This is a genomic window from Massilia sp. NBRC 108631, from assembly GCF_059704565.1.
Genome location: NZ_BAAKJE010000204.1, coordinates 17,344 through 36,620 on the forward strand (window position 1 = coordinate 17,344; position 19,277 = coordinate 36,620).

General features: G+C 55.3%; 11 protein-coding genes, 1 tRNA gene, 1 pseudogene and 1 other annotated feature. Of the genes and pseudogenes, 6 read left to right on the top strand and 7 right to left on the bottom strand.

Going from position 1 to position 19,277, the window contains the following annotated elements; all coding sequences use genetic code 11:
• Nucleotide 1: 1 nt before the first annotated feature.
• Nucleotides 2-1,270, bottom strand: a complete 1,269-nt coding sequence (gene gabT, locus AC6H42_RS22230; RefSeq protein WP_497548966.1) for a 4-aminobutyrate--2-oxoglutarate transaminase — start codon at nt 1,268-1,270, stop codon at nt 2-4.
• Nucleotides 1,271-1,407: 137 nt separating this feature from the next.
• Between gabT and pdxR the strand changes: the two genes are divergently transcribed.
• Nucleotides 1,408-2,892 carry a MocR-like pyridoxine biosynthesis transcription factor PdxR gene (gene pdxR, locus AC6H42_RS22235; protein WP_497548967.1) on the top strand — a complete coding sequence of 495 codons (1,485 nt, stop codon included), beginning with the start codon at nt 1,408-1,410 and terminating at the stop codon, nt 2,890-2,892.
• A gap of 54 nt (nt 2,893-2,946) precedes the next feature.
• Here the strand turns inward: pdxR and AC6H42_RS22240 are convergent, their stop codons facing one another.
• Complete coding sequence (locus AC6H42_RS22240) at nt 2,947-4,353, bottom strand: tetratricopeptide repeat-containing sulfotransferase family protein (protein WP_497548968.1); 1,407 nt, start codon at nt 4,351-4,353, stop codon at nt 2,947-2,949.
• A 495-nt stretch (nt 4,354-4,848) separates the two neighbouring features.
• Here AC6H42_RS22240 and AC6H42_RS22245 point away from each other — a divergent pair, with 495 nt between their 5' ends.
• Entirely contained in the window at nt 4,849-5,694 is an 846-nt protein-coding gene (locus AC6H42_RS22245) for a carbon-nitrogen hydrolase family protein (protein ID WP_497548969.1), read from the top strand.
• Between the two features lie 64 nt (nt 5,695-5,758).
• On the opposite strand, the gene AC6H42_RS22250 is transcribed toward AC6H42_RS22245, so the two are convergent.
• The 4 genes from AC6H42_RS22250 to AC6H42_RS22265 form a co-directional block, all read right to left on the bottom strand.
• Nucleotides 5,759-6,067, bottom strand: a complete 309-nt coding sequence (locus AC6H42_RS22250; RefSeq protein ID WP_497548970.1) for a type IV toxin-antitoxin system AbiEi family antitoxin domain-containing protein — start codon at nt 6,065-6,067, stop codon at nt 5,759-5,761.
• A gap of 486 nt (nt 6,068-6,553) precedes the next feature.
• Nucleotides 6,554-6,660: transfer RNA gene (locus AC6H42_RS22255), tRNA-Ser, on the bottom strand.
• 141 nt (nt 6,661-6,801) lie between these two features.
• Nucleotides 6,802-9,930, bottom strand: a complete 3,129-nt coding sequence (locus AC6H42_RS22260; RefSeq protein ID WP_497548971.1) for a DEAD/DEAH box helicase — start codon at nt 9,928-9,930, stop codon at nt 6,802-6,804.
• Complete coding sequence (locus AC6H42_RS22265) at nt 9,920-10,774, bottom strand: Hachiman antiphage defense system protein HamA (RefSeq protein ID WP_497548972.1); 855 nt, start codon at nt 10,772-10,774, stop codon at nt 9,920-9,922. The genes AC6H42_RS22260 and AC6H42_RS22265 overlap by 11 nt, the downstream gene beginning before the upstream one ends.
• 253 nt (nt 10,775-11,027) lie before the next feature.
• Between AC6H42_RS22265 and AC6H42_RS22270 the strand changes: the two genes are divergently transcribed.
• From AC6H42_RS22270 to AC6H42_RS22280, 3 genes are all read left to right on the top strand, one after another.
• A complete protein-coding gene (locus AC6H42_RS22270) occupies nt 11,028-13,592 on the top strand; it encodes a hypothetical protein (protein WP_497548973.1) in 2,565 nt (854 codons plus the stop codon).
• The gene (locus AC6H42_RS22275) at nt 13,589-14,620 is read left to right on the top strand and encodes a ComEC/Rec2 family competence protein (RefSeq protein WP_497548974.1); all 1,032 of its coding nucleotides are present in this window, start codon (nt 13,589-13,591) and stop codon (nt 14,618-14,620) included. Before AC6H42_RS22270 ends, AC6H42_RS22275 begins: the two co-directional genes overlap by 4 nt.
• A gap of 493 nt (nt 14,621-15,113) precedes the next feature.
• Nucleotides 15,114-16,811, top strand: a complete 1,698-nt coding sequence (locus AC6H42_RS22280; protein WP_497548975.1) for an ATP-dependent nuclease — start codon at nt 15,114-15,116, stop codon at nt 16,809-16,811.
• A gap of 330 nt (nt 16,812-17,141) precedes the next feature.
• On the opposite strand, the gene AC6H42_RS22285 is transcribed toward AC6H42_RS22280, so the two are convergent.
• On the bottom strand, nt 17,142-18,110 hold the full coding sequence (locus AC6H42_RS22285; RefSeq protein ID WP_497548976.1) for a hypothetical protein: 969 nt from the start codon (nt 18,108-18,110) through the stop codon (nt 17,142-17,144).
• A gap of 93 nt (nt 18,111-18,203) precedes the next feature.
• On the opposite strand from AC6H42_RS22285, the pseudogene AC6H42_RS22290 reads away from it, so the two are divergent.
• Nucleotides 18,204-19,277 (top strand): annotated as a pseudogene (locus tag AC6H42_RS22290) (IS3 family transposase); the annotation flags it as partial.
• Nucleotides 18,485-18,601 (top strand) — a sequence feature (AL1L pseudoknot). Its footprint overlaps the pseudogene before it by 117 nt.

Here is a 19,277-nt window from a genome sequence, read left to right on the forward strand (position 1 = left end):
CTCACGCGCGCAAGGCCGCGTCGAGAATTTCCAGCGCTTCCGCCATAACGTGGTCTTCGATGGTCAAAGGGAACAGGAAGCGGATCGCCTGGCCGTACTGCCCACAGCTGAGCAAGAGCAAGCCGTTCTGCAACGCGTGAGCCTGTACCTTCTTCGTGAATTCCTGGTTCGGGCGTCCGGTGGCGGGGTCCTGGAATTCGATGGCGACCATCGAGCCCAGACCGCGAACATCGGCAATCTCGGGCACGGCGGCCCGGGCAAGTTCGACCTTGGCACGCAAGCGCCGGCCGAGTTCTTCGGCCCGCGAGCACAAGCGCTCATCGGCAATGATGTCCAGGACCGCATGAGCGGCAGCCACAGCCAGCGGATTGCCCGCATAGGTTCCGCCCAAGCCACCCGGCGCCGGTGCATCCATCACATCGGCGCGTCCACAAACTGCCGACAACGGCAGTCCCCCGGCCAAGCTCTTGGCCATCGTCATGAGGTCGGGAACCACGTCGTAGTGGTCCATCGCAAACATTTGTCCGGTGCGCGCAAAACCGGTTTGTATTTCATCGGCGATCAGCAGGATGCCGTGCGCGTCACACAGCGCGCGCAGCGCGCGCATGAATTCCGGTGGAACCACATTGAAGCCGCCCTCGCCTTGCACCGGTTCGATAATGATCGCGGCGACCCGGCGGGGGTCGACATCGGCTTTGAACAGAGTTTGTATCGACTGCAGGGCCTGCTCGACGGACACGCCGTGGAGTGCGCTGGGGAAAAGAGCGTGGTAAACCTCGCCTGGAAACGGCCCGAACCCAATCTTGTAGGGATCGACCTTGCCGGTCAGGGCCATGCCCATCATCGTGCGTCCATGAAAACCGCCACCAAACGCTATCACAGCGCTGCGGCCCGTGGCGGCGCGTGCGATCTTGATTGCATTCTCCACGGCTTCGGCGCCGGTGGTGAAAAAGGCGGTCTTCTTCGGGAAGTCGCCGGGTGTCAGCGTGGCGATTTTTTCAGCCAGCTCCACATAGGATCCGTACGGCACGATCTGATACGCGGTATGACCGAAACGGGCCATTTGGCTGGCTACGGCATTTTGGATACGCGGGTGACAATGGCCGGTATTGAGCACCGCGATGCCGGCCGCGAAATCGATATAGCGGCGGCCCTCGACGTCCCACAGTTCCGCATTGCGCGCACGTTCCGCATAGAAGTTGCACATCACGCCTACACCACGCGGGGTGCTTTGCATGCGACGTTGGTTCCAATCAGTATTCAAGTTCATTTTGTTTCCGTGTAGTTGATCGAGCGACGCCATGTTCGCCCGCTTCGACACGAAAAAAAAGTGCCAATTCCCAATTTCTGATGGAACCACTTTACCATCGCACAGTACAATATCGGACACTCTCAACAGAATATTCCGTGCGCACCGCTAACATCTCAGACTACTTGTTGCAGCACCTGGAACAGCGCTCAGGGGTCCCCCGCAATCGCCAAATTTATCGCCTGCTGCGTCAGGCCATTCTCGACGGCGCGCTCGCGGGCGGTACGCGCCTGCCTTCCAGCCGGGACCTGGCACTGCAATTGGCCGCGTCGCGCAACACAGTGCTGTTTGCCTATCAACAGCTGCTCGCGGAGGGGTATCTCGAAGCACGCCCGAACAGCGGAACCTTTGTCGCGCACAGCGTTCCGGAGCCAATTTCCCTGCCGTCGGCCAGACCGGCGCGCAGCGGCACGGCCGCCCCCGCCATGCTGTCGGAGCGCGGAAAATCCCTGATCGCCAGGGCCGGCGCAGGCGCCCAGCAATGGGGCGCCTTTGTGCCGGGCGTGCCCGATGTACGCCACTTCCCCTACCAGATATGGAATTCCCTGCAAAGCAAAATCTGGCGCAAGCCGCCGGCTTCCTCCCTGGTCTACGGCGGGGGTGGCGGGCACCTGCCGCTACGCCAGGCGTTGGCGGAATATCTGGGCGTGTCGCGCTCGGTAACGTGCGAATCGAGTCAGGTCGTCATTACCAGCGGCATCCATCAGTCAATGGACCTGTGCATGCGCGTGCTCAGCGATCCTGGCGATCTGGTGTGGGTGGAAGACCCTTGCTATTGGGGTGCCCGGAATCTGCTGGCGGCATCGGGGCTGAAGATACGCCCGATCCGAGTCGACGCCGAAGGAATCGCACCCACAGAGGAGGACAAGCAGTGCGTGCCACGCTTTATTTTCGTCACGCCGTCTCATCAATATCCGATGGGAATGGTCATGAGCCTGGCGCGCCGCACGATGCTGCTGGCCTATGCGCGCGAGCACGGCTGCTGGATCATCGAAGATGACTACGATAGCGAGTTTCGCTATGCCGGGCGACCTTTGCCAAGTCTTCAGGGAATGGACCAGCACGAACGTGTGCTGTACATGGGCACGTTCAGCAAGACCATGTTTCCCGGACTGAGACTGGGTTACCTCGTGCTGCCTGCGCAGCTGGCCGCTCCGTTCATTACCGGCATGGAAGAACTGTACCGCTCCGGCCAGACGCCGCTGCAGGCAACCATGCACCAGTTCATGGTGCAGGGACATTTCGAAGCGCACATCAGGCGCATGCGTTTGCTTTATGGCAGCCGGCTTGACGTACTGCGCCAGGAGATCGATGCGACCGGCTCAGAACTTGGACTGGAAGTCGCCGGCAGCGAAGCTGGCCTGCACCTGACCTTGCTGTTGCCGCCGCATGCGAACGACCGCTCCATCGCCCAGGATGCGCTGGCGGCGGGAATTGTCGTACGCCCGCTGTCGAACTACTTCCACGATCCAGCGTCAGCCCAGCCGGGCCTTGTTCTCGGCTACGCGTGTGTCGACGAGCCAGAAATGGCGCCTGCCTTTGCCACCCTGGCTGCGATTATCGCGGGCAATCTGGGGCAGTGACCCTTAGGCATCACCAAGTGCGGCCGTTGGCCGCGACCGCAGTGGACGACGTGATCAAGTGCAGTCGATGCCGTTCGCGGTAAGGAAGTCGGCCAGTGGTTCAAGCTGCCTGGAATATTTGCGCCAGCGCTGAGCGGATGCCGGGTGGCGAAAATATCCTGCCTGGGCCGTGCCGGGATGCACAGAGGGACTTGCATTGCTATCAAAGTCCAAGCATGCATCCTCCCAACTCAGCCCGCAATGGGCAACAAGGTCCCTGATGATCGCTTCCTGTGACTGAACCATAACCTGGAAATTGAGGTCATGGAATCCGTCGGGCATGACTTCGCGCCAGTGCGCCATCAGCCTATGATAGGCGACGTAATAGCGGCCTAAGTCTGCGAGACTATATGAAAATGGATAGCCCATGCGAAATAGTGTCCTGTACATCTCGAAGCAGCTATCGAGTGGATGCCGCCGCAGGTGAAAAATGCGTGCGCCCGGCAAGGCCAGACGGATCAGGCCGAGGTGAAGATAGTTCTCCGGCCTCTTGTTTATCACCCGGCGCCGCTCGCACAGGGTGGCGGTACTGTTGCGATAGAGTTGCCCAAGCTTTGCGAAAGGCAGCGTGGCGGAGCGTGCGATCAGATCAAGCTTGCTGCCCGGGCCCGCCGCGAGTTTCATCAGGGAGAATGCGAAATTATCGACTTCGCCAAGGCTACCAACTTCACTATGGGAAGCCAATATCCGTTCCACCTGCGTTGCTCCGCTGCGCGGCAAGCCAACGACAAAGGTGCTGGACTCGTCGGGATCAGGATCGGTCGCACTTGCCAAGGTCCGGGCGCCGAAGCTCATTTTTGTCTGATCAATGGCGGCGATATCGCTCTCGACCCGATAGGAAAGCCCCCCTCTGCATGCTTGCGCACCGCGCTCCAGAAACGCGAATGACTCCTCGTGGTCACCCATGTCGTCGAATTCCTTTGCCAGCGCGTAGTAGAGCGGAATTCGCGCTTTGTCCCCCGGGGAAAGGCGCGACAGCAAGGCGATCATTCCTGATGTATTGTTGCTGGCCTGCGTCGCCCTGCGCAGCTGCGATCGATTCAGCCAAGCAGCGGTGTTTTCGGGGTCATGTTCGATAACAGCGCCAAACAACGCCTCCGCCCGCTGGCGCTCTCCCAAGGCAAGGCAGTGGGATGCGAGGTTAAACAAATATGGGGCGCAGCGAGGCCGCAACGCGACGGCCTTTTCGTAACAGCGCGCAGCATCGGTGAAGCGGCCGCAGCGCTGGTACAGCTGCGCTATAGCCTGCAGGGTCTCCGGCGAGACCGGTGTTGACTCCAGCGTTTCCAACTCCTCGACGGCGAGACCGGTTTCGGAACAATAGATCAAACACTCCACCATGCGCAGGCGAGCGCCATGGTGCTCCGGTTGCAAGCGTGAGGCCTGGCGTGCCGCGTCGAGCATATAGTCGAACTGACCCAACTTCCGCCAAGCTGGCGCGCATCGCATCGCGGGCTCCGGTTGCGATGGAACCGATAAGGCAGGGATAAAATCAGTGGCAGCAGGGCGACCATCGGGTCGCAGGGGCGGTTCGATTGTCATGGCCCACTTGTAGGAAAAATAGAAAGTACTGAGCAAGGATGTTCGGCGCGCCGGTGGTTGGCGTTCCCGCTTCGGATCGAACGCCGTCATCGCAACCCACTGCCCACGTTAGCTGCGATGGTGAATGTCACTATCGTTGAACGACATTAAGCGGTCAACTACCCCACATGGCTACTCCATCCATGGCATTGCCACTCCAGCGGCACTGGCCTATAGTCATCGAAAAATCGCTGGACCATCTGCCAGCAAGAAAAACCGGTGCGGCGCCATTTCTGCATCCTTGCCGCGTTCCGCGAACCGGTCGCAGCCAGTTTCGCCGACGCCGACAAAGCGCCCTAAAAGATCTATTTATTTGCCATTATCTTGGAATCAACTATGACATTTTTCACAATTGCCGCCTTCCAAATGCCCGTTAGTTCGACGCAGGAAAACATCAGCACCATGGTGCAGCATGTCGATGCGCTGATGCTCAGGTTCCCCTCGGTGCGCATGGTGATTTTCAGCGAACTGGCCGCGTACGGCGCGAGCAAGGCGCACGCCGAGGAAATTGGCGGGACGGCCGAGACAGCGTTCTGCGAGCTTGCGAAGCGTCATGATATTTGGCTGGTCCCGGGCACGCTTTACGAAAAGGCTGGTAAGAAAATCTATAACACCGCCCCGGTCATCAACCCGGAGGGCCAGATCATCGCGCGCTACCGCAAGATGTTCCCGTTTCAGCCTTTTGAAACTGGCGTCGATGCCGGATCCGAATTCTGTGTCTTCGACGTCCCCGATGTCGGCCGCTTCGGCGTATCTATCTGCTACGACAAATGGTTCCCGGAAACAACACGGACACTGGCGATGATGGGAGCCGAGGTCATACTGCATCCTACGATGACCGATACGATCGACCGGGAAGTTGAATTGGCCATCGCAAGGACCAATGCCGTCGTTAATCAATGCTATTTCTTCGATATCAATGGGGTTGGCGATGGCGGCACTGGCCGCTCATTGATCGTAGGCCCTGCGGGAGACGTCATCCACCAGGCCGGCATTGGCCGCGAGGTGATACCTGTCGAGATTGACTTGCAGCGCGTCCGACGAGAGCGTGTCAAAGGCTTAATGTCGCTGGGGCAGCCGTTGAAGAGTTTTCGCGATTCGCAGGTCGATTTCGCACGCGCCCCAAAGAATACCGCTTTCTTAAATGCACTCGGACCAATCGAAAAACACGGTCGGGAGTGATTTTTTTTGCGCTGATAGCAGTAATTCAGGCATTGGCCTCAGCGCACCCTCCAAGCTAACTCAACTAGGAAGGCTGAGAGATTTCCTTCAGCCGTGAAGGCAGAGCAGACTTCCCGTCCGACAGCGTGTCCGGAGGGCAGAGGTTGGCGTAGTGCCAGAGTTCGTCCATGCTTACGCGTTCGGCCAGCCCAGCTTCCCGAAGCGCCTCCATTGCCACATCTAGCCCGATCTTGTTACAGAACTTAAAATAGTCGGCCACAGTGCGCGCAACATAAGTGACGCGAACGAGCACGCCCTCGAACTGGCATTCTTCAATGCCCTGGGTCAGCGCAGGGCCAGAAAAGCGTGTGATGCGCAGTTGCGTGTAATCCATCGTTGGCGTTCGCGCCTTGTTAGGGATCGCAAGCCGAACTTCGAATGGCGACGCCGTGGGAGCCCGTGCACGCTCAGGGCCGACAATCGGCAGACGATGACGATCGGGTGTCTACGCGCCAGCTCGGCCAGCGTGCCATGCTCAGAAAACGGCGCGGTCAGGGCGAGCGTACAGGCCGTGCCCGACCCGGATGAGTTGGCCCTGTCTACCAGTCGCGTCAGCGCGACACTGTGCAGTCCGACCGAGTTGAGATCACGCGGGCGCAGTAGAACAAATCCCCGGCGTGCTGTGTTCATCAGCGAGTTTCAGAGTAGCTTAGTCATGGCTGAGCTTGACGTCGCCGGAATGATGTACAAAGATAAAGTACAGTTCAGCGCAAAAAGGGCCAAAACGGAAGACACATCTATGCAGAAATAAAAAATCGCCGTCAACGCGGCGATTTTCTTAATCCAATTTGCCGCGCACGGCAGCAAACCCTTGATGTTTTGGAGGCGAGGATCGGAGTCGAACCGACCTAGACGGCTTTGCAGGCCGTTTGAATGTCAATAAAATCAATGACTTACAAATTAACCTACTTTTTGACCTACCCAACCGATTTTTCTCCATCATGTCGCACCAGTGCGTCATCGTGACTAATGGCGTCTACTCCTCCAGAATGAATATCGTGCTTGTCGCGCCGGAGGCAGAACGGGCGCGGTGACCGGCGTAACAGGCGTTAACTGCACTTATAGTCTTTATCTGTTTTTGGACACTTCCGAAAAATAAGACGGGAAGTCATCCAGTACTTCGTCAAAATCTTTAGAATATTTCTCCGCGAATCGACGAACGTCGCTAGTCGTTACAGCGAGCTCCCGCCAAATCCCGTCGGCAAGTGCCTGCGCGACTACCCTGTCCGCATATCCGGATTCGAAGTAGGCCACACATTCTGGATTGGGAAGCCCGTATTTCAGCCGCTTCTGCAGAGTATCAGCATACTTACCAAACAACACGGCCTCCTGCTCGACGGCAAGCGAGGCGAATGACTCCTTCACAGCAGAAATCAGCAAGGAAAATCCGAAGCCGAAAGTCTGCTCGCACAGTCCCACCACTTGGTCGATGTCGAAGCGCCGCCTCTTTTCCCCGTACGGATATGTTCCCCCGGCAGCCTCAAGCGCCCCAAGCAGTACGGCGAAGGAGTCGCCGGCAAGCCAGCCGTCCGCCAAAGCACGCACCGCAGCCGCAGGCTCCGTGTCGTTCAGCCGCTTTTCTGCGGACAGGTCGAGCAAGAACGGCCATAGCTCTTCGAACAACGCGCCGTCAGAGCCCACACCTTCAAGCGTTTGCAAGTTGGCCCTAACCCAAGCGTCGACTTCTAGAGACTTGTCGATTCCCAAAAGCGTGCGTCCGAAACGGCTCTGCGTTTCGGGCTCCGGAACCAGCTTTTCGATCCGCCGCGCCACAGTCTCGAAGATGTCGCCAAGCATCTCGCGCTGTGCCGCATCGGCAATGGAATGCGCCAGCGTCTCGCCAGCCAAGCCACGGGCTCCGGCAACGAAAGCTTCGGAACTCAGGTCGCCACGGTACGTCATCAGGAAGCTTTCCACCGCCTCGACGATCTCTTTCTTGCCCCAGATTTGTTCCCGCAACGAACCGGGCGAAAAGCCGCTGCTCCGGAGCTTGGTCGATATTGTCCCTACCGCCTTGTACAGCTCGTCCCAGCCGTCGACGATGCGGCCCGCTATATTGGCTGGGCTTGGCGTTCCGAGAACCTTCGTTCGCATTTCGTTTCGCAAAGGGTCGAACAGGGACAGAAGCGTGCTACCGGTAGGCCCGGCCCCGGTCGGATTTACCAGTTGCACAGAATCGCTCCACCGACGGGAATTCGCGCGGCGGCCATCGTATAGCCGGCGGTCAGTAAAGATGACCGTGCCTTCTCCATACATTCCGGCGCGCCCCGCCCTCCCCATGAGATTGTGGAAGTCCCTCGCTCTAATGGATTCCCTCCCCTGCATAGAGCTGGTGACGAGCAAGTACCGAATGGGCAGGTTCACCCCTTGCGCAAGCGTGGACGTACAGACGATGAGGCGGATGAGGCGCTGCCGCATCGCATGCTCGACCGCGAGGCGGATCCCCTGCGGCGTATTCCCATGGTGAGCGAAAATTCCGAGCGCTGCGGCCTTCGTAAGGTAAGAGTCCTCCCCGAAATTTTCGCCATATAGGCAAGCGAAACGTCGGAGCTCTTCCGGGTTGCTGGACGAGGAAGGCGGATCGAGCGAGATACCTCGTCCGAATGCCTCCTTTACAGCGTCGCGGACGATCTTGGCGGCCGACGCCTTCCTGCCGGCAAAAATGGCGACGCCGCCGTTTCCAACCAAGCGCAGCGCCAAATACAGCGCGGTGGAGCCGCTCTCGTCGGCCGGGAAGAATCTGTCCTTCGTTTCCTTGCGCGTCCTGGGCTGCTTTTCTCGCACGATTACACGCGGCACAAAGAACTCCTGCTCTTCCGAACTCGTTAGGTTAAACCCCAGTTGGCCGTCCATGCCCGCAGGGAAGCTCGCGAACGCTACCAAGCGCCTTGCCTGTAGGGACTGGTCCGAAACGACTAGGGAACCATCACCCAAGAGCCATGCTGAGATTGCGGAGGCGTTTTGGATGACGGCTGAGATCAACACGCTCTGGGCTCCGGCAGGGAGCGCCCTCTTGATCGATGTCAGCAACAGCTCGTATGTCACCCCACGAATGCCCGTATCGAATTGATGTCCTTCGTCATAGACCACAAGCCCAGCTTCTTGAACAATGTCCGGATCCTGCCGCAACATGTATAGGAGCTTCTCGGGCGTAAGCACAACAACCCTAGGTTTCGATTCCGGCAGCACCCCGAAAACGTTCGTGGCCACGTCCGCCTGAAGCGCGTCGCTTGGCTGGTTCACTTCGTAGCCGTCGTCCCTGAAAGCCTTGGCCAGGTCTCCCGCGATTTCCTGGCAAAGGGCACGAAATGGCGCAACAATCAAGGCAAGCCGAGTGCGCCCCGACAGGAAAGCCGAGCGAATCACGAGCTCGGTAGCACGGGACTTTCCTGAACTCGTCGGCATCTGGACCACGCCGGAAAGCCCGCGATAAAGTCCGGCCTCACCCAGCATGCGCTGTGATGGCCACATTTCCTTGATCGAGCCAGCGCGCGACAGGTACGAGGCCCAGTATTCCGCAGGCAGCCCGCTGTAATGTGGCAACAAGGTCCAACCGGAATTCGAGATGCGCGTCGCGCTCACGGCCCCGAGCAGGTCAGCCATAAGGAGATCATGCGACGATCCGGCCCCGTAGGCCCACTTGCGCAGGTTCCTGATAGCGATGGTTGCACGGTCAGCAGTACCGCCTTGCTTGAAATGCTCACCGAGCGCCGCTAAGACAGCAGTGCCGCGATTCATAGAAAATGTAGCGAGCGTCGGCTCCCATGGCTTGTCCAGCGCTACGGTGAGGACTTCGGCCAAATCGCCGCCTCGCTCGTCAATTAGCCCCCTCAACTTCGAGATCTGAACTGCTGCATTCCCTGGAACGTCGCCAAGGTAGAAGGCCGCTGCGGAAAGCAGGCGGAGATCGAACGACAGCCCCTCGTTGAGGAACGAATCGTCGAATGCCTGCAGAACCTGAGCGGAAAAAACAACTTCTCCGCGCGAAGTCGACCTCCCGGTTTCCGCTCCGAGGGAGGCTGCTACTACTTCCGAAGCGAAGTCGCCTACTGTTCCGACCGCAAGTGGGAATTGCATCTCCAAGTCCAGCCCGACGGGAAGCTCGATATGGTCGTCCTCCGGTACCCCGTACTCATACATCTTGCCTTTGGAAAGGGTGATCGCAGCCGCGAACCTAGCGCGCGTACTAGCCTTCATTTGCAGAATTCCCGTGCAGCAATGCGTCGGTCGCAGCCCTCTGGTAAAGGGCATGAACGAATTTCATGAGCATTTCCGAATGGACAACGACGAGCATCAGGTTGGTGACGTTCTCGTGCCCCGAACAGTCCGTCGTCTTGGAAACGAAGGCCGGGTTGTACACGCTGGTACAGAATACTGCAGCAGCCCCAGACATTCGGAGGTACGGGACCTGCAGCCCCTCTTGGAACCGTTCGACTTTATCCGCCCCGTCGTCGTCGCCCCGGTCAATAAGGCGGCGTTTCGTGGCGTTAAGCGACTCGGAAATACGCAAGGCGTCCTTGGCCGAATCGACGACCGCCTCTTGGAGCTTGGCTTTCACTTTCCCCTTGCTGAGCTGCGCCTTAGACTCGAAGGAAACGAGCACGTCTTGCCTAGAAGGAAAAGCAGGCCCCTTGCCAGCGAACCGAAACCCGAGCACGTCGGTACCCTTTGGAGATTCGTTTCGCACGAGCTTATCATCGTAGCGTGTACGCGGAGTCCAGAAGCCAAACTGGCTTTCCAGAAGGTCCGCGACGAGGATTTCCGCGAAGTCTCCGGAACGAGTTGCCGGACCGAAATCATCAGACTTGTCCGGGAATACCATGTCCGTAAGATATTGATCGCGGGACTTACCCGTTCCCTGCCTGAGACGGTCTATTTTGCTGTCGATACAGTAGTGCCTGCGGAAATGCGCTGCCCATTCCGAAAGGACGGCCCCATCAGAATTGTCGATATCCAGCTCAAAAACACTTACATCCGTGCCGTCCACCGTCTTAAGCGTATCCGGGGATCTCTTGAGCCAAGCCATGTGTTTGAGGGTCATGCTGTGCAAGCATTCCCACGCGCGCAGCTCGTAGAAATGCCAAAAGGTTCGTAAGCAGGTAAGCTTATCATCTTGCCGAATCACAAAACTCACTCTTTGTAACAGCCCCGCGTACCGGAAATGGCTACGCCAGGGCGCACAGGGTCTCCCGTTCCACTCGCAGGCATCATTTTAAAATGCACAATCAAAATTTCTGAAAATAAATTTTGGGCCGGTGATAACATACCAACAGTCATAATATACCGGGTGATGAATGCTGATTGGCGACAAGGAGTGGTTGGGCGAGTATTCAGAGGAGGCCTCAAGGATCCGGGCAGGCCTAGGGATATTATTGGCACGCGGAGACTGGACTTGGTGGCATCACCCAGGTGCAGCATCCACCTTCATGCTTGCCGCTGTCGCGCCGTCAGGCATCGCCGAATGGGGTGGCGATCCTGCAGCGTTAGATGCATCGCAATGGCTGGATGTGAATACCGCGCTGGCTATCGCCGAGGCTTTCCGAGTGATGATCGCCCGTCGCCAAGGCGACTTGCGTCTCAAAGTCCAGCGCGCAGTATATGCGTGGGGAGGCCCACTCTCCATCCATGAGATTTGTGATGACTTGGGCCGAGCCTTTGATCGTGAGCGAATCTTCGTCGAATGGCCTACCGATCGTCGGCCCCGCCGTACGCAAGAATCCACCCGCGAAGGTGCCAGTGTTGCCTCCACGCCGAACATGCGGCAGTCCGCAGCGTCACTGGTCAATTCGTTACAAGGCGGGAGTTGGGGGCCTCCAGAGCAGCCCGCCACGATCGCCGTGGCCACTCTGGATGATCTCCTACGGCACCGGTTTTCTACCGAACTACTAATCATCGTCGATACCTCGCGCGAGGCGCTGTTGCCGTACCTCGACACGATACGCACGGCCACCGGCGCACAATGCGCAATATTTCTGCCAGCGGGTCAACCCAACATCGACCGCTGGCTGCAGGTCTTCGGTAGCCGAATAGCGGCGCAGAAAGCGCTTGATTTGGCCTTAGGTGACGCTAACCAAGAAGTCTCAATGGAGGCAGTTTTTCTGGCGTCAACCCAGATATTCATGGTGCAGTCTGCGCGTACTTTCTTTCCTCGTCCGCCCCGCGAAAGGGAACGCAATGAACGGCGGAAGGCTCCTGCAGCAGTGCATTCAGCTGAGGTGGGAAGACCCGCAATGCGACGCCGGATGCTGCCGCCACCCAACCTGGAAATTGCAGGGATGCGAATGGAGGCGCCACCGCCTATCGTTCGCGTCATGGATGCGGTGATAGAACACAATGGAGAATCTGTGAGTGCGTTCCCGCTGCTTGGAAGCATTGAAATTCAAATCAGAATTCAGCCCATGTCACCACTGAAATTCGGCACCCCCGCTTTTCCAGAACAAAGCCTCACGTGGCAAGACAATCAGAAAGCTTTGCAGGTGCATCTAACTGAGCTAGGGACCGCACCGCGCTCAGCCCCCTTATTGCTGCCTCGCAGCGGCCCTTCGACGCCGGTGGTTTTCACCTATAAAGTAGCACTTGGTCATGCAATTGACATACGTTTTCTGGTGTGCGATGGCGCCTGCGTCTTGCAGACCGCCCGGCTGCAAGGCGCCCCTGGTGAACCCATTCAGTTTTTTGTCGAAGTTTTCAATTCTCCCCTTGAGCACCATAAGCAAGGATTCGATGTTTCCCTACTCGTCAACAATAGTCTCGGCAACATGCCGAGCGCAACCGTTCTGACTAGCAAAGGCATCCGCCTCGCAGAGCTGGACGTACGGGACATCGGTGCAACACGCGAGCAACTGCGGTCAACTCTCAGAGACTGCCTCGAGCCCACCAGTGTTTTCAGCTCATCACTGTTCAATCTGGCCAATTACGGCAAGATCCTAATGGATGAATTGCGAGACTTGGCCCCGGAATGGCCAACCACAATCACCAGAGTACAGTTGACCACGCCATCCAACGTACATTTCCCGGTCGAGTATCTCTACGACGGCAACCTTCCACCTAACGAGGATGCTGGATTGTGCGATCAGCGCTCGGGTTGCCTAACTTCAGGGGCTGCTATCGAAAATTGTCCTATTAGAGCAGCGCGCCAGCACCTATGCCCAATGGGGTTTCTCGGCGTCACCGCTGTGATCGAGCGGCAGACCTGGGACAAGACCATGGACAGAACCTTATGGCTGCGGCAAGCTGGCGACCTCAAGGGGCGAAATCACTTCACAGATCTACGCCGCGCGTTGTTCGCCGCCTCAGACCGGGCTGATGAATTCGATGACAGTGAAGTTCAATCGCCGTTTACACCAACTCGCACTGCGGATATCGAAGTACTATTCAACGGACACCGTAAATACAAATGGCAGGATTGGACTCACACTATTGCTTCCGTCAAGCCAAAGTTGCTGGTTCTCTTGCCGCACTTCGAGAATGATCACCTCTATATTGGCAATGACGACAAGCTCGCGCTGGGCTCACTGCAGCGGCCATATGTTGGCGACGCTGGTCCAATCGTGGTTGCGATTGGCTGCAATACAGCCATCGGCCTCACAGCAAATTCCAGCTTGCCCGCCAGATTGTTACGCGAGGGAGCCAAGGTGGTGATTGCCGCGCTCACCAGTGTCTTGGGCCGCTATGCGAATATCGCAGCCGCCGATCTCACAGCCCAATTGATGGCCGCATCGATTTCCAACACACCGATCACGATCGGAGAATTGATCACCCGCCTGCGACGCGAATTCCTGGCGAAAGATAATGCCTTGGGTATGGTATTGATTGCGTTCGGGGATGCGGACGCCTATCTCGGGGAACCACCTACATGAGCGACTTGTTTCAGGCAAAGCTGATTCAGGTCGAACACGGCGACGCTATCCTCATGAGCTACGGCCACAGCCCAGTTCGTCATATCCTTGTGGATGGCGGGCCTGCGATTGCACTGCCGAGTCTGCTGGAAGTACTGGCAGCGGCGCGAGTAGACGGAGTACTGGTGCTGGAGGCATTAGTTGTTACTCATTACGACTTCGATCATATTGGCGGAATTATCGCGTTACTGAAACAGCGACCAGCTTGGCTGCATATCAATGACATCTGGTTCAATGGGCACAAACACCTATTGCCCCGCGATATGCTAGGACCACACCACGGTGATGCACTATCCGACCTCATTGAGCGCAACCACCTGCCTTGGAACTTGGCGTTCGGTGGCCAAGCGGTTACTGTCCTGAACGGCGATGGTATTTGCCTGCCCGACGGAATGATGGTCTGGGTCCTATCCCCCACAGCAAAGGAGCTATCTGCGCTCGCAAAACAATGGCCAAAAGTGGTAGCAAGCGGCGGCGACTCAACGTCACGGGACAGACTCGGCCGCAACGACAGCTGGCCACCTCCATCGTTTCTTAGTCTGGTTGATAAGCGATCTCCAACGGATGCATCTGTATCGAACGCAAGCAGCATTGCCCTGCTGCTGCAGTTCCAGCACAAGCAGGTCCTATTGAGCGGCGACGCCCATGCCGAAGTGATCAGAACTTCGCTGACAGAGCGCTGGCCCGGACAAAAACTAGTCGTCGATCTGTTGAAAATCTCGCACCACGGTAGCCAGTCGAACACGTCAACGGCAATGCTCGACCAACTCTCATGCAGTCGTTTTGCCATCAGCACGAATAGCAAAATACACGCACATCCGGATCAGGCGTTGATTGCAAGGCTTGTCGGCTCGGTAAAGAACGCTGAGCTGATTTTCAACTATCACACACCTTCCACCGCCAAGTGGAAGCAACGCCCCATGACATGGCCAAAATATTTTACACTATACCCGGGCGACGATGGTCCATTTGTAAATATCATCGTCTGAGGCGGCTGCAAACCCGCCAGGTCAAATTACTCCGTTGAATCGTGTAAGGTCAGAAGGAGACGCCAACAAACGGGTCAATCAATATCCGACTGCGCGAGCAGACCTTAGAGCAAGACCATTCGGCTAATAAATTACTCTGGGCATGGACTGTTGCAGCCAGCTACGCAGCGACATGCCTGTGGAGAGCGCAACAGTGACTGGCTATCCCGCAACTATACGGCAATCTAGCCACTGTGCACGTTCAACCAAATTTTATTTCGTAAGCGCCAAGCATCAGCACTTATGAAGGCGGAAACGCTACGCGCTACGCGATGGATTTGGCTGAGAGTTGCGTATAAACCTATGGGACTAGCCTAATACCTGAAAGTCCTTGGGAAGTGTGTTTAGGTTGGGAAATACGAAAGATCTTCCAATATTTAAGATTACTATTAACTCCAACAAAACCAGCATTCTAGTGAATATTTTACAATAATTGGGCGCAAGAAAAATGAGAGTGGAAAAGGTAAGAATAAAGAACTACAGAAGCATCAAATCGGAAATTACAGTTGATTTTGCAAATTATTTAACAATTCTTGGCCCCAATAATTCTGGAAAAACAAATTTTTTGAAAGCCATATTTTTATTTTTTGAGGCTTTTCGAAGCAATACCTATTCCATCGAGAATGATCTTCCTTTTGGAATGTCAGGAGGACAGACAAGCATCGCAATTTCTTTTTTATGCAATCAAAAGAACGACGGGCAATTCTTAGAAAAATATTCTGCAATTACCGACTTATTTGAAGACGACAAAGAAATAAATAACGGCTACGTTACTCTATATTTAAATTTCTCTGCTATAGGCAACCCATCATACAGATTTTTTACTAATGACAAGGTGAAAGAAGCAAGTCGAGATGTTTATCGCAGACTACAAGACGAGCTGGTGCATGAATTTTTGCGTAAATTTACTTGCAAATATGTTCCTTCAGAAAAAAGTGCCGCAAAACTATACGAGGATTTTCTTCTTCCTCACTTACGTGACTACATTGGCATTATCTTAAAGGATCAGAATGAAAAAGTAACACGAGCACTATCAAGTGTCTCTTCAGCAATATCGGATGGTTTGTCGAAGGTCGGATTGGATGATATAAAGTGTGAGTTTGAACTGCCAGAGAGATCATTCAAACGTGCCTTGTCGAAATTTGATTTCTTTATCGATGATGGAGAAAAGACACCATTTTACCGAAAGGGTAGCGGCATTCAGGCCGCTATGACTTTAGCCTGCTTTAAATGGATATCTGAACGAGAAATGCAAAATGGGAAAAGCGTAATTTGGCTGATTGAAGAACCCGAGTCATATTTACACCCTGGTTTAACGGACTCGTGTCGAAATTTAATTTCTGATTTATCCGACGCCAGCGATGTTTTCGCAACCACCCATTCTATAGGGTTCATTCCAATGAATTATGAGAAAGTTCTTCAAACACATCACTATAAGGAAAATGGAACTACATTCAACAAATTCAAAGGTTACGCTGAAGCGACAAGCTCGATTAGACGCGCTTTGGGCATAAAATTTAGTGATTACTACAGTCTATCCGAGTTTAACATATTCGTTGAAGGGAAAACTGATAAGTATATTTTAGAAAACATTCTATCGCTCATCAAACAAAAAGGCGGATCCAATAAGTTTGAAGCTCTTCGAAAAGCCTCGATTATGGATTTCACTGGCACAAGTTCTCTAAAAGATTTTTTAAAATCGACATATGCTTTTATGGCTAAAGAACGTGCGATTACTGTGGTTTTCGACGGCGACGAAGCGGGTCAAAAAGCATCGAGAGAATTAGTTAACTTTTTTGGAAATAAGGATATTGACTTTAGATCAAATCAAGAATTTATTTTACTCCCAGACAAATCACCAATCGAAGCGCTATTCCCCGAAACATGGTTGGTTGAGATGGAAGCGGCTCATCCAAAATGGATAAAAATAGAACGAGACGTATTGGGAAATTTAGCAGATCTTGGCTTAGACAGCACAAAGAAGGTTGCAATTTCAGAATGGCTAATAAACAGAGCTCACCAAGATATCAAAGAAAATAATGGAACATATCCTTGGGCGGGGAAATTTATAGCTATTTTTAAAGTTATGGATGAGATGCTGAACTCTAAACACCAGAAAATTAATTCTGAAGGTAAATTTCGAAAGTCGTGAGCTGGACCGGGTGGATTTTTCCGTCCGACGAAGGGATTTTGGTCCGAGTGGCCTTACAACAGTGCCTATTAGACAAAGGACGGCCACTGAAGACCGCCCATTGAGAAAAAACGATCACATTCTGTAATCTGGTGATCGGCATTGTAAACAAAAAGACGTTTTATTTCTATTATCACACGACCAAGGTAATGCTGGCACAACAAGAGGAACGTTCACTGAGTCAAGTACGGGGTACGCTTGAAACAGCCTAGATAGATGGCCCCCCCTAAAAAGATTGTCCAGCAAACGCTGCCGTCATTACGAAAACAACGGCGGGCGATGTGTGTAATCCTATGTCTCTCTAGCAAGCAGGAGTAAGCCAAGCAGGGGCGATGGAGCGCCCCTCAGCTGTTCAATTGCCTTGTCGATCACCTCTCCTTGATCAGTCTGTTTCAACTGCAACCGCCCAGTCGCCAATGCTGCTGCGAACTCTAACGCCGCAGCCCCGTACGCGTGACTGTATCGGTCAAACACTTTCCCCAAAAATTCCTTCATCAATTTACTCAAATGTGAGCTAGCAGAGTAATCCAACTCGGAAGGAAGAGCTGCACGAAGCAGCGATGCTTGAAGAATATTGTCATTAAACCGCAGGAAGCACTCCGGCGATATGACAACTGACTCATAACCGGAGGGTTTAAGCTGATTCCCTGGGGTTTTGCATTCCCGTGCGGACTGCAATGCGCAACTCATTGCCATAAAGACGGCTGAGACTGGAACATCAGGAAGTCGATCTTGGAAGACGCCATCAAAGAAGAGAAAGCCTTCCGACAGACTCAGCTGTGTGCCATCGGCTTTAGCAAGAAAGCCATTGCTCCCTGCTTGCACAGCCTCGGCCGCAGCGCGTAGCGACTGAGTTATGACCGCCGGCTCGATAGAATCCACCTCAAGGTCAGCCACTTCGGCTCTGGCGGCCAGTCCTTGTAGAGTGCGCCACGCATTATCGGGATTATCAGGCCCTGTTGGAAGTACCAACCTGGCAGAAAATCCGTAACGCCGATGTGACGTGTTTCGTTCCAAGAACTGCTTCAATCTATCCCAGGCCTCTTCTGACTGCGGCAACCCAGTTCCGATCAGAAAATGACGTGGCAAGAGCGGCGCAACATACTCACGCAGATCCCTGCTTATCTCGCGAAGCTGTCCGCCATCCCCTGCGAGTGCCGTGACGACCAGAATACCTTTGGCTGTAGCTAGTGCATGCTGACTCATTTCCGCGCTGGATAGGACACGTACCGTGTCGCATCCTTTAGCGTCGGCAAGCATTACTGACGCGCGATGGGCCAATGCCAGAGAGCTGGCATCGTTGTGAACCGGCCCGGAAATCTGGGAGGCTCCAATCTTTGAGAGAATGGAGCCATGAACAAGAAATCGACACGATATTCCCCAGAGGTGATGGAGCGCGCTGTGCGTATGGTCGAGGAGTCGGCCAGCCAGCATGACTCGCAGTGGGCCGCCATCACGTCCATCGCCAACAAGATCGGCTGCACACCTGAAACGCTACGGCGCTGGGTGCGGCAACGCGAAAGCGATGCCGGGTTGCGTGGCGGGCCAAGCTCTGCAGAGCAAGAACGAATCCGTGCTTTGGAGCGCGAGGTGAAGGAATTGCGCAAGACGAATGAAATCTTACGCTTGGCCAGTGCTTTTTTCGCCCAGGCGGAACTCGACCGCCGCTTCAAGCCTTGATGGCCTTCATCGATCAGCACCGAGGCGCATACGGGGCCGAGCGGCTGTGCAGGCAATTGCAGCTTGCTCCTTCGAGTTACTGGCGCCACGCCGCCCTGCAACGCAATCCGGCTCTGCGCTGCGCCCGCTCCCATCGCGACGACTTTATGAGTGCCCACATTCGCCGTGTTTGGGAAACTAACTTCCGAGTCTACGGAGCCGAAAAGGTCTGGCGCCAGCTGCTGTGTGAGCGGTTCAAAGTGGCGCGCTGCACCGTGGAGCGCCTGATGCGGCGCGACGGGCTGCGCGGAGTAATTCGCGGCAAGGTTGTGCGCACCACGGTGAGCGATACGGCAGCGCCATGCCCGCTGGACCGGGTGAATCGCCAGTTCCGCGCTGATCGCCCTAACCAGCTATGGGTGTCCGATTTTACGTACGTGTCGACCTGGCAGGGCTTTGTCTACGTTGCCTTCATCATCGACGTCTTTGCGCGCTGCATCGTCGGCTGGCGCGTCAGCAGTTCGATGCGTACTGACTTCGTGCTCGATGCGCTCGAGCAGGCCCTGTTCGCCCGCCAGCCGGAACGTGATGATGCCTTGATTCACCATAGTGATCGCGGGTCGCAATATGTATCGATCCGCTATAGCGAACGCCTGTCCGAAGCCGGAATTGAACCGTCCGTCGGCAGCAAAGGAGACAGCTACGACAACGCTCTGGCTGAGACCATTAACGGGCTTTACAAAGCAGAGCTGATCCACCGCCGCGCTC